The 11,633-nt window shown below is 73.9% G+C and carries 9 protein-coding genes; 7 read left to right on the forward strand and 2 right to left on the reverse strand.

The annotated features are described in order from the left end of the window. The first annotated feature begins 34 nt into the window (after positions 1-34). The 5 genes from LG274_RS00200 (at position 35) to LG274_RS00220 (ending at position 5,249) form a co-directional block, all read left to right on the forward strand. Positions 35-1,354, forward strand: coding sequence for a hemolysin family protein (locus LG274_RS00200; RefSeq protein WP_298984720.1), 1,320 nt, complete (start codon positions 35-37; stop codon positions 1,352-1,354). Then, positions 1,351-2,409, forward strand: coding sequence for a hemolysin family protein (locus tag LG274_RS00205; protein WP_248115193.1), 1,059 nt, complete (start codon positions 1,351-1,353; stop codon positions 2,407-2,409). The genes LG274_RS00200 and LG274_RS00205 overlap by 4 nt, the downstream gene beginning before the upstream one ends. Before the next feature lie 103 nt (positions 2,410-2,512). Next, positions 2,513-3,520, forward strand: a complete 1,008-nt coding sequence (locus LG274_RS00210; RefSeq protein WP_298712912.1) for a metal ABC transporter substrate-binding protein — start codon at positions 2,513-2,515, stop codon at positions 3,518-3,520. Positions 3,521-3,585: 65 nt separating this feature from the next. Beyond that, entirely contained in the window at positions 3,586-4,476 is an 891-nt protein-coding gene (locus LG274_RS00215) for a metal ABC transporter permease (RefSeq protein ID WP_248115191.1), read from the forward strand. Further along, a complete protein-coding gene (locus LG274_RS00220; protein ID WP_298712915.1) occupies positions 4,473-5,249 on the forward strand; it encodes a metal ABC transporter ATP-binding protein in 777 nt (258 codons plus the stop codon). Before LG274_RS00215 ends, LG274_RS00220 begins: the two co-directional genes overlap by 4 nt. 12 nt (positions 5,250-5,261) lie before the next feature. Here LG274_RS00220 and LG274_RS00225 read toward each other — a convergent pair whose 3' ends face one another. After that, the gene (locus tag LG274_RS00225) at positions 5,262-5,690 is read right to left on the reverse strand and encodes a Fur family transcriptional regulator (protein WP_298712918.1); all 429 of its coding nucleotides are present in this window, start codon (positions 5,688-5,690) and stop codon (positions 5,262-5,264) included. A gap of 192 nt (positions 5,691-5,882) precedes the next feature. Between LG274_RS00225 and LG274_RS00230 the strand changes: the two genes are divergently transcribed. Next, entirely contained in the window at positions 5,883-6,848 is a 966-nt protein-coding gene (locus tag LG274_RS00230; protein WP_298712921.1) for a sulfurtransferase, read from the forward strand. 57 nt (positions 6,849-6,905) lie between these two features. Then, positions 6,906-7,334, forward strand: coding sequence for an HIT family protein (locus LG274_RS00235; RefSeq protein WP_248115187.1), 429 nt, complete (start codon positions 6,906-6,908; stop codon positions 7,332-7,334). Between the two features lie 22 nt (positions 7,335-7,356). On the opposite strand, the gene hrpA is transcribed toward LG274_RS00235, so the two are convergent. After that, positions 7,357-11,556 carry an ATP-dependent RNA helicase HrpA gene (hrpA, locus tag LG274_RS00240; RefSeq protein ID WP_298984715.1) on the reverse strand — a complete coding sequence of 1,400 codons (4,200 nt, stop codon included), beginning with the start codon at positions 11,554-11,556 and terminating at the stop codon, positions 7,357-7,359. Positions 11,557-11,633: the final 77 nt, after the last annotated feature.

Here is an 11,633-nt window from a genome sequence, read left to right on the forward strand (position 1 = left end):
CCACCCCGACTCCTCGGGGAGGGGGTGAGGCCCCGTGGAGTGGATCCTGCTGATCGCCGGCATCCTGCTCGTCCTGGGCACCGGATTCTTCGTGGCCGTCGAGTTCTCGCTCATCGCGATCGACGTGCCCACCGTGCAGCGGATGGTGGACCAGGGCGACCGCGGCGCCGAGCCGCTCCTGCGCTGCCTGAAGTCCCTGTCCACCCAGCTCTCCGCGTGCCAGCTGGGCATCACGCTCACCACGCTCCTGACGGGCTACGTCATGGACCCGGCGATCGGGCGCCTCGTGGACCCGCTCCTGATCGGGGCGGGCGTGCCCGAGGCGATCGCGGGCACCGTCTCGCTCGTCGTCGCCATGGTGACGGCCACGCTGCTCTCCATGCTGATCGGCGAGCTGGTGCCCAAGAACATGGCGATCTCCCAGCCCCTCCCCATCGGGCGTCGGCTCGCGCGGCCCATGCTCGTGTTCACGGCCGTCTTCCGGCCCGCGATCGCGGTCCTCAACGGCTTCTCCAACCGCGTCCTCGGGCGCTTCGGGATCGAGGCGAAGGAGGAGATCTCCGGCGCCCGCAGCCCTGAGGAGCTCTCCTCGCTCGTGCGGCGCTCGGCCCAGCTCGGCACGCTCGACCAGCAGACGGCCACGTTCCTGGACCGCACCCTGCGCTTCGCGGACCGCACGGCGGCCGACGTGATGACCCCGCGCATCCGCGTGGAGACCGTGGGCGAGGACGAGGGGCTCTCCCACGTCGTGGAGCTCGCCCGGCAGAGCGGCTTCTCCCGCTTCCCCGTGATCGGCGAGTCCTCGGACGACATCCGCGGCGTCGTGCACGTGAAGAGGGTCGCGGCCGTCCCCCGGGAGCGCCGCGCCGACCTCACGGCCGGCTCCCTCATGTCGGACATCATCCGCGTGCCCGAGACCGTCCACCTGGACCAGCTGCTCGCGGAGCTGCGCGAGGCCAACCTGCAGATGGCCGTGGTGGTGGACGAGTACGGCGGCACCGCCGGCGTCGTCACCCTCGAGGACGTGGTGGAGGAGATCGTGGGCGAGGTCGCCGACGAGCACGACCGGATCACCCCCGGCGTCCTGCAGACCGCCTCCGGACGCTGGTACTTCCCGGCCGATCTGCGCCCGGACGAGGCGCAGGCCCAGATCACCGCGCTGTCCGTCCCCGAGGACGGCGCCTACGAGACCATCGGCGGCTTCGTGATGGCCCGCCTCGGCCGCATCGCCCGGGTGGGCGACGTCGTGGCCGTCGACGGCGGATCGCTCGCGGTGGAGCGCATGGACGGACGGCGGGTGGAGCGCGTGCGCTTCGACCCGGTGCCCGCGGACAGGACGGAGGCCCGCGCATGAGCGAGGACGTGATCGGACTGCTCTGGCTGGTGGTCCTGCTGGTCGCCAACGCCTTCTTCGTGGCGGGCGAGTTCGCCGTCATGGGTGCTCGCCGCTCCCAGATCGAGCCGCGCGCCGAGGCAGGCTCCCGGCCGGCCACGACCGCCCTGTACGCCATGGAGCACGTCTCGGCGATGCTGGCCGTGTGCCAGCTCGGCATCACCGTGTGCTCGCTCCTGATCCTCAACGTCTCGGAGCCGGCCCTGCACCACCTGCTCGTGGTGCCGATGGAGGCCGTCGGCGTGCCTGCGGGCGTCGCGGACATCGCCGCGTTCGTCGTCGCCCTCCTGGTGGTCACGTTCCTCCACGTGACGTTCGGCGAGATGATCCCCAAGAACGCGGCGGTGTCGTTCGCCGATCGCGCCGTCATGCTCCTGGCCCAGCCGCTCGTGTGGCTCAGCCGCCTGCTCCACCCCATCATCGTGTCCCTGAACTGGGCCGCGAACCTCGTGCTGCGGGCGTTCGGGATCGAGCCGAAGGACGAGGTGGCCTCCTCCTTCACGCTCGAGGAGGTCCAGTCGATCGTGGCCGAGTCCACGCGCTCGGGCACCCTCGAGGACGAGTCCGGCGTGCTGCACTCCGCCCTGGAGTTCTCCTCCTACACGGCCGGCGACGTCATGGTCCCGCTGGAGCGCGTGGTCACGGTGCCGGAGGACGTCACCCCGCAGGCCTTCGAGTGGGCCGTGGGACGGGTGGGCTTCTCCCGCTTCGTGGTGGAGGACCCCGACGGCGGGTACACCGGCTACCTGCACCTCAAGGACGTGCTCATGGTGGCCCCCGACGCCTACGAGCGTCCCGTGCCGCTCACGCGCATCCGCTCCCTGGCCAACGTGCGCGCCGACGACGAGGTGGAGGACGCGCTCGCGCTCATGCAGCGCACCGGCTCCCACCTGGCGCGCGTGATCACCACGGAGGGCACCACCGTGGGCGTGCTGTTCCTGGAGGACGTCCTCGAGGAGCTCGTGGGTGAGATCCACGACGTCACGCAGACCCCACGGCGGATGCGGCTGGCCTGAGCGGGGCCCCGGGCGGCGGGGCGCCGGGACCTGCTAACATGAGAATCGTTAGCAACAAGACGCCTCGTCGGGCGCCGCTGCCCCCCGGAAGGACCCCTCGCCCGTGACCGCTCCCCGCCGTGCCCGCACTCTCGCCGCACCCCTCCTCGTGCTCGCCCTCGGGCTGAGCGCGTGCGGCTCCGAGGCCGGCGAGGGGGCCGGCCGCCCGGCCGCCGACCCGGGGGAGGGGAAGCCCGTCGCCGTGGCCACCACCACCCAGCTCGGATCGGTCCTCGCGGACGTCACGGCGTGCCGCGACGCGGAGTCCGGGACGATCATGGGCCCGGGCGACGATCCGCACGACGTGTCCCCGTCCTCCGAGCAGGTGGCCCAGATGGTCCGCGCCGGACTCGTGTTCTCCAACGGCCTCGGCCTCGAGGGCGGCATGGGGTCCGCGCTCGAGAATGCGAAGCGGGACGGCGCCGACGTCGTGGAGGTGGCACCCCGGCTGGACCCCCTGCCCTTCGGCGCCGGTGAGGCCGAGCACGCGGGGGAGAGTGCCGAGGAGCACGCCGCCCACGCCCACGAGGGCCACGCCCACGGCTCGCAGGACCCGCATGTCTGGATGGACGTGGCGCGCATGGCCACGGCCGCGTCGGTGATGGGCGACGCCCTGGCCGAGCACACCGGCGACGACGGCTACGCCGAGTGCGGGCGCCGCGTGCAGGGGGAGCTCGAGGACACCGACCGGCAGGTTCGCGAGATCCTGGCGGCCGTCCCCGCGGAGCGGCGCACGCTCGTCACCGACCACGACGCCTACGGCTACTTCGGAGCGGCGTATGGGTTCGAGGTGGCCGGCGTCGTGATCCCGGGCGGATCGACGGACGCGGAGCCCTCCTCCCAGGAGCTCGCGGCCCTGGCCTCCCAGGTGCGCGAGTCCGGCGCGGATGCGATCCTCACCTCCGTGGCAGCGGGCACGGGCCTCGTGGACGCGGTCTCCCGGGAGGCGGGGGACCTGCCGGTCGTGGAGCTGTACGAGTCCGGCGTCGGGCCCGCGGACTCCGCCGAGTCCGATTATGCCGACGCCATGCTCCACAACGCGCGGACGCTCGCCGACGCCCTCGCCGGCTGACCCGTCCCCCGCCGCGGGCACCGCCCGTGGCCCCACCGACACCGACCCTGAGGACCGACACCCCCGTGGACTGGCTGACCGACCCCTTCCTGCTGGGATTCCAGCAACGCGCCCTGCTCGGCGGGCTCATCGCCGCACTCACGTGCTCCGTGGTGGGCACCTGGCTCGTGCTGCGCGGCATGAGCTTCTTCGGGGACGCGTTCGTGCACGGCGTCCTGCCGGGCATCGCGCTCGCCGTGGTGCTGGGCGGGAACCTGCACGTGGGCGCCGCCGTGGCCGCCGCCGTCATGATGGCCGGCATCTCGCTCGTCCACCGGGCCACCACCCTCAAGGAGGACACGGCCATCGGCCTGCTGTTCGTGGGGATGATGGCCCTCGGCGTCGTGATCATCTCGCTCTCGGACTCCTACACGGGCTCCCTCACCGCCATCCTCTTCGGCGACGCCCTCGGCGTCTCGCCGGAGGGGCTGCGGGTGCAGGGCGCGATCGCGGCCGCCGTCGTGGTGCTGGGCCTGGTGCTGTACCGTCCGCTGCTGGCCCTGAGCTTCTCGGAGGCCAAGGCGCGCGCCCTCGGCATGCGCCCCCGGCTCACGCACGCGCTCCTGCTCGTGATGATCGGGGCCGCCGTGATCGGCTCGTTCCAGGCCGTGGGCACCGTGCTCGTGTTCGGCCTGCTCGTGGGCCCGCCCGCCACCGCCGCGCTGATCACACGCACCGTGCCGTGGATGATGGCCGCCTCCATGCTGATCGGCGCCCTCTCCGTCACCCTCGGCCTGATCCTGAGCTTCCACTGGGGCACGGCAGGATCCGCCACCATGGCGCTCGTGCCGATCGTCCTGTTCTTCCTCGTCCTGGCCGTGCGCGCCGCGGTGCAGGCCGCCCGGGGGCGCCGCCTCCGCGCCGCGGCCCGCCGCACGCGTGACGGCCTCCCGACCCGCCGGAGCGTGACCTCGTGAACGACCCCCGGATCCTCGCCGAGGCCGCAGGCCTCGAGCTGCGCCACGGCGAGCACCAGGCCGTGGAGGCCTCCTCCTTCACGGTTCCCGCCGGGTGCGTGGTGGCTGTGATCGGGCCCAACGGCTCCGGCAAGTCCACCCTCCTGGCGGCGCTCGCGGGAGTGCTCGAGCCCGCGGCGGGCACCGTGCACGTGCTCGGCGAGCCCGCCGCCGAGCGGGCCCGCCGCACCGCCTTCGTGATGCAGTCCCTCCAGTTCCCGCAGGGCGTCCCGCTCACGGTGCGGGACGTGGTCACCATGGGCCGGTACCCGTCCCTCGGCTGGTTCGGACGCCTGAGGGCCGCCGACCGGGCCGCGGTGGACGCGGCGATGGAGCGCATGCGGGTCACGGACCTGGCGGCGCGGCACCTCGACCAGCTCTCCGGCGGCCAGCGGCAGCGCGTGTACGTCGCACAGGGTCTGGCCCAGGAGCATGACGTGCTCATGCTGGACGAGCCGGTCACCGGCCTCGACCTGGTCTCGGCCCGCACGATCGACGACCTGATCCACGAGCAGCCGCACGAGGGGGTCTCCGTGGTGTTCACGACCCACGACCTCGACGAGGCGGCCGCGGCGGACCATGTGGTCCTCATGGGCGGACGCGTGGTCGCCTCGGGCGTGCCCGCCCACGTGCTCACGGAGGAGAACCTCGAGCGGGTCTACGGGCGCGGCGCGCTCCACCGGCCCGTATTCGGGCATCTGGACGACCCCGCCGGGGGGCCTGAGCACCGCTAGGCGCCCAGGGGCTCAGCCCGCCGCGGCCGCCGTGCACGCGGCGCAGAGGCCGGTGATCTCCACGGTGTGGTCCGTGGCCGTGAACCCGTGCACGGCGGCGACGGCGGCCGCCCACCGCTCGACGGGCGGGGCCGTGAGCTCCACGGTGGCCCCGCACGAGCGGCACACGAGGTGGTGGTGATGGCCCTGCGCGGCGCACCGGCGGTACACGGACTCGCCGTCCTCGCGCCGGAGGACGTCCACGGTGCCGTCCTCGAGCTGCTGCTGCAGCGTGCGGTACACGGTGGCGAGGGAGACGCGCTCGCCGGCGTCCTTGAGGTGGGCGTGGAGCTCCTGGGCACTGACGAAGTCCTCGAGCTCGTCCAGGGCACGGTCCACAGCCGCCTTCTGGCGGGTGGCGCGCACGCGTCCGGCGCGGGGGTCGGGAGCGGTGCTGGTCACGCTGACGGTCCTCCTTCCGCGGCCGGATCCGAACGGTCCCGGGGGGCTTCGCGGAGCCGATGACCGGCTCCTGGGCACTCGTCCCAGGCTATCAGCGGGGCCGGATCCGGCGTGGTGCCCCGGGCACACGGGGCGCGTCGCGGGGCGTCCGCCGCGCGGTGAGCGTTACGGACCGTCACGTATGGTGTGCGGGTGCACACCCTTCCCTCCGACGCCCCGGCCCCGATCCGCCCCGCCTCCGCGGCGTCCGTCGTCACGGTGGACGTGCTGGCCGGCTGGCTCCGACTGGCGCCCGCGATGGAGGCGGAGCCCGTCCCGGCCGTCCCCGCCTACGTGCAGGCCGACGCCCCCGCACCGCGGCGCCTCGTGCTCCTCGACATCCGCTACGAGCTCGGCAGCGGTGCGACCGACCATGAGGGCTATCTCCACGGCCACCTGCCCGGCGCCGTCTACGTGGCCCTGCCGAGCCGGCTCGCCGGCCCGCCCGGGACCCTGGAGGGCCGTCACCCGCTGCCGGATCCGGCGGACTTCGCGGAGACGGTGCGCATGTGGGGGATCGACGACGGCGACACCGTGGTCGTGTACGACGACATCGGCGGCCTCGCCGCCGCGCGCGCCTGGTGGCTGCTGCGCCACGGGGGGCTGCCCGACGTGCTGCTGCTCGACGGCGGGCTGGATGCGTGGCGAGAGGCCGGACTGCCGCTGCAGTCGGGCGAGGTGATCCCCACGCCGGGCTCGGCGACCATCCAGTGGGGCCGCATGCCCGTGGTGGACGCCGCCGGCGCCGAGGAGATCGCCGAGCACGGCCTGCTCCTCGACGCCCGCGCCGCCGAACGGTATCGCGGAGAGGTCGAGCCCCTCGATCCGATGGCCGGCCACATCCCCGGCGCCCGCAGTCTGCCGACCGCGCAGAACCTCCGCCCCGACGGTCGCCTCCTGCCGCCCGAGCAGCTCGCGGCGCGCTTCGCGGCGGCCGGGGTGCGGGACGACGTCCGGGTGGCCGTCTACTGCGGATCCGGCGTCACGGCCGCCCATCAGGTCCTCGCGATGACCGTGGCGGGCCATCCCGGGGCGGCGCTCTTCCCCGGCTCCTGGTCCTCATGGGTCCACGATCCGGCCCGGCCGGTGGCCGTGGGGGCCTCTCCTGACGGACACTGAGGGCGGACCCTCGGCGGGCCGTGCGCCCGCCCACCCCGCAGATCGGAAGGACACCCCATGACCAGCGTCTTCACCCGCATCATCGCCGGAGAGCTCCCCGCCCGCTTCGTTTGGCAGGACGAGCAGTGCGTCGCCTTCCTCTCGGCGGGCCCCCTGGCCCAGGGGCACACACTCGTGGTGCCCCGCGAGGAGGTGGACCAGTGGGTCGACGCCGACCCCGGGCTCCTCGCCCACCTCATGCAGGTCGCACAGCGGATCGGCCGCGCGCAGGTGGATGCGTTCGGTGCGCAGCGCGCCGGCCTGATGGTGGCCGGCTACGAGATCCCGCACCTGCACGTGCACGTGTGGCCGTCCAACTCCATGGACGACTACGACATGGCCCGCGTGGACAACTCGCCCGAGCCGAAGGACCTCGAGGAGGCCGCGCGGCGCATCCGCGACGGACTGCGCTCAGCCGGCCACACCGCCGCCGTCCCGCAGGACTGACGCCGCCGGTGCCGCCCCGGCCTCAGGCCCGGGCGGCGGCGGCCAGTGCCTGGCGCACCCGCTTCTCCGAGACGGACACGGCCGTGCCCAGCTCCTGGGCGAAGAAGGAGACGCGCAGCTCCTCGATGAGCCAGCGCACGCGCTCGAGCTCCGCCGGCACGGGAGTGCCGGCGAAGCGGGCGCGGTGCGCGGCCACGGCGGCGTCGAAGTCGTCCTCGAGGCGCTGGACCACCGCCATGGCCTGGCCGTCGCGCTGCAGGTGCCCGCCGGCGTCGAGGCGGTCCAGGCGCGTCAGCATGCCCTGCACGTAGCGGGGCAGGTGCTGCAGCTGCTCCCACCCCGTGGTGGCCGCGAAGCCGGGGAACACGAGCTGCTCGAGGTGGGCCTTGACGTCCGACTTCGCCGGCGCCGTCGCGAGGGAGACGGAGCCCTTGAGCCGGCGGCGCACCTCCGCGGCGCGGGAGAGCACCTGCTCCACGAGCTTCGTGACCGCGAACACGGTGTCGATGAGGTCGGCGCGGACCCGGTCGAACAGCGCCCGGAACTCGGCCTCGCCGAACGGGAGCTCCGGGCCGACGAGCCGGTCCACAGCGGCCTGCGTGCAGTCCGCCACGAGCGAGTCCACCGAGCCGTGCGGGTTCTGCGTGAACGCGAGCTTCTCCCGGTTGTCGAGGTGGTCCAGCACGTAGCGCTGCGGGCTGGGAAGGGCGGCCAGCAGGAGCCGGATCACGCCGGCGCGGTGCCACGCGGCCTGGTCCTCGGCCGAGCGGGCCACGGTGAGCCCCGCCGCGGGGCGGCCCTCCGGCGTCGTCTCGGGGACGAGTGCGGGGTAGCCCGTGATCGCGGGGCCGCGGCCGCCCGCCTCCGTGGTGATCTTGCGGGGCACGGTGCCCACGCTCCACGTGGTCAGTCCATGCCGCTCCGCGAACGCGGGGGCGGCACGGCCGGCGTCGGGCGCGGTCGACGACGGCCCACCGTCCCCGTGACCCGCCGCCTGGGCGGAGGACTCGGCACCCTGACGGTCCTTCCCCGGCCCGCGGCGTCCCCGGCCGCCGTCGCGAGCGCCGGTGCCCCCACGATCCGAGCCCCGGCCGTCCTGGCGGGGTCCCGGGCGCGCGTTCGCGGGGTCGTCCGTGCCGGCCAGGCGGGCCGCGATGGCCGAGCGGTTCGCCTGGGCGAGGCGAGACTGGAGGGCGGGGAGGTCCTGGCCGGCGCCCATGACGGCGCCGCGGGCGTCCACCACGCGGTAGTCCATCCGCAGGTGCGGGGGCACCGCGTCGGGCGCCCAGAGCTCCGGCTCCACCACGATCCCGCGGACCCGGCGCACGGCGGCCGAGAGCGCCGCGGGCAGGTCGTCCGTGAGCGGGTCCGCGTGCTCTGCGAGGTCGGCCACGAGCTGCCGGGCCACGTCCGGGGCGGGCACGAGGTTCCTGCGCACGGCCTTGGGGAGGGCCTTGATGAGCGCCGTGACGAGCTCCACGCGCAGACCGGGCACGAGCCACGCGAACGGGCTCGGGGCCACCTGGTTCAGGAGGAGGACCGGAACGGCCACCGTGACGCCGTCCGTGCCGGAGGCGCCCGTGGGGTCGAACGTGTACTCGAGGTCGAGGTCCACGTCGCCGCCGGGCAGCGGATAGCGGAAGGTCGTGGGGAACGCGTCCGTGTCGAGGTCCGCAGCGTCCTGCGTGAGGAGGGCGTCCACGTCGAGGTCGAGCAGGTCCGGCTGCTCCTGGCGCGCCTTCTTCCACCATGCGTCGAAGTGCCTTTCGGAGACGACGTCTCCCGGGATCCGCGCGTCGTAGAAGGCGAAGAGGTCCTCGTCGCCCACGCGCAGGTCGCGGCGGCGCAGGCGCGTCTCGAGGGCCTCGACCTCCTCGAGGGCGCGGCGGTTGCGGGCGAAGAAGTGGTGGCGTGTGCGCCAGTCGCCCTCCACGAGGGCGTGCCGGATGAACAGCTCGCGGGAGAGCTCCGGGTCGATGCGACCGAAGCGCACGGAGCGGTCCGGCACGAGGGTGACGCCGAACAGCGTCACCTTCTCACGCGCGACGACGGAGCCCGCCCGCCGCGACCAGTGCGGCTCGTTGTACGTGCGCTTCACCAGGTCGCCCGCCACCTCCTCGGCCCACTCCGGCTCGATCCGGGCGACGGAGCGGGCCCACAGGCGGGAGGTCTCCACGAGCTCGGCCGCCATGACGAACGGGTGGCGCTTCTTGAACAGCGCGGAGCCGGGGAACACGGCGAACCGGGTGCCGCGCGCGCCCGCGTACTCGCGGCGGCGCTCGTCGTAGGAGCCGATCTGCGAGAGCAGGCCCGTCAGCAGCGACTTGTGCACGGCCTCGTGCTGGCCCACCGGGTCCACGGGACCGGCCTGGACCGTGACGCCCACGTCCTTGGCGATCTGGCGCAGCTGCTGGACGAGGTCCTGCCACTCGTGCACGCGCAGCCAGTTCAGGTGCTCGCGGCGGCACATCTTGCGGAACTGCGAGCCGGAGAGCTCCGTCTGCTGCTCTCGCAGGTAGGCCCACAGACGGAGGATCGCGGAGAAGTCCGAGTTCTCGTCCGCGAACCGGCGGTGCATCTCGTCCGCCGCCTCGCGCTGCTCGGTGGGGCGCTCCCGGGGGTCCTGGATGGTGAGCGCGGCGGCAATCACCATGACCTCCCGCACGCAGCCGCGCTCGCCCGACTCCAGGATCATGCGGCCCAGGCGCGGGTCCACGGGCAGGCGGGCCAGCCGGCGCCCGATCGGCGTGATGGTCCCCGCCTTGGCGGCGAGCGCGCCGAGTTCGGTGAGTGCGGTGGCGCCGTCGGTGACCTGGCGGCCGTCCGGGGGCTGGAGGAAGGGGAAGTCCTTCACGTCCGCGGGCGTCCGCGCGACGCCGAGGGACATCATCTGGAGGATGACGGAGGCCAGCGAGGTGCGCAGGATCTCCGGGTCGGTGAACTCGGGGCGGGAGAGGAAGTCCTCCTGCGAGTACAGGCGGATCGCGATGCCGTCGCTCGTGCGGCCCGAGCGCCCCGAGCGCTGGTTGGCGCTCGCCTGGGACACGCGCTCGATCGGCAGACGCTGCACCTTCGTGCGGTTCGAGTAGCGGGAGATGCGGGCCGTGCCCGTGTCGATCACGTACTTGATGCCCGGCACCGTCAGCGAGGTCTCCGCGACGTTGGTGGCCAGCACGATCCGCCGGCGCACCCCGGACGCCGCGCGGCCGAACACGCGGTGCTGCTCGGCCATCGAGAGGCGGCCGAACAGGGGCAGGATCTCTGTCCCGGCGAGGCGCTTCGAGCCCGCGACGACGCCGGCCAGGTGGTCCGCGGCGTCGCGGATCTCCCGCTCGCCGGGCAGGAACACGAGGATGTCCCCGGCCGGCTCCGCGGCCAGCTCGAGGACGGCATCGCCGATCGCGTCGAGGGGGTCACGCGTCTCCGCGGCGTCGTCGGCGTCGTCGTCGGGATCGTCGGGGGAGGGCTCGTCGGTGAGCGGCCGGTAGCGGATCTCGACCGGGAACGTGCGGCCCGAGACCTCGATGACCGGGGCGGGGACGACGTCGGCCTGCTCCTCCGGCACCCCGTCCGCCACGCGCTCGGCGCGCTCGGCGTCCGTGGCGGGTCGGCCGAAGTGACGCGCGAACGACTCGGGGTCGATCGTGGCCGAGGTGATGATCACCTTCAGGTCCGGGCGCTGCGGCAGCAGCTGCCGGAGGTAGCCCAGGAGGAAGTCGATGTTGAGGCTGCGCTCGTGCGCCTCGTCGATGATGATCACCGAGTAGCGCTTCAGGAGCGGGTCGTGGGGGATCTCGGCCAGCAGGATGCCGTCCGTCATGACCTTGACCCGGGTCTGCTTGGAGGTCTGCGCCGTGAAGCGCACCTGGTAGCCGACGGTCTGGCCGATCGGCTCGCCGATCTCCTCGGCGATGCGCTCGGCCACCGAGCGGGCGGCGAGGCGGCGGGGCTGGGTGTGGCCGATCGTCCCGGCGTCCCCGAGGCCCAGGGCCAGGCACATCTTGGGCAGCTGGGTCGTCTTGCCGGAGCCGGTCTCGCCCGCGACGATCACCACCTGGTGGTCGCGGATGGCCGCCATGATCTCCTCGCGGCGCTCCGCCACCGGCAGGTGCTCGGGGAAGGAGGGCTGGCGCGGGGCGGGGGAGGTGGGGGTGCTGCCGGGGGCGTCGACGGGCGCGGTGGGGGCGGCGTCGGGGGTCCCGGGGCGTGAGGAGTCGGTCATGGCCGGACCAGTCTACGGAGGCCGGTCGGCGCTGCGCGGGGTGTTCGCCGCGGAGGGATGACGTCCCGGCGGGTGTG

It is taken from the genome of Micrococcus antarcticus (genome assembly GCF_044872765.1).
Taxonomy (GTDB): Bacteria; Actinomycetota; Actinomycetes; order Actinomycetales; family Micrococcaceae; genus Micrococcus.

Excerpts from the sequence above, each read along its gene's own strand:
- LG274_RS00205 (WP_248115193.1), top strand. The coding sequence starts at position 1,351 with ATGAGCGAGGACGTGATCGGACTGCTCTGGCTGGTGGTCCTGCTGGTC.
- LG274_RS00235 (WP_248115187.1), top strand. The coding sequence starts at position 6,906 with ATGACCAGCGTCTTCACCCGCATCATCGCCGGAGAGCTCCCCGCCCGC.
- hrpA (WP_298984715.1), bottom strand. The coding sequence starts at position 11,556 with ATGACCGACTCCTCACGCCCCGGGACCCCCGACGCCGCCCCCACCGCG.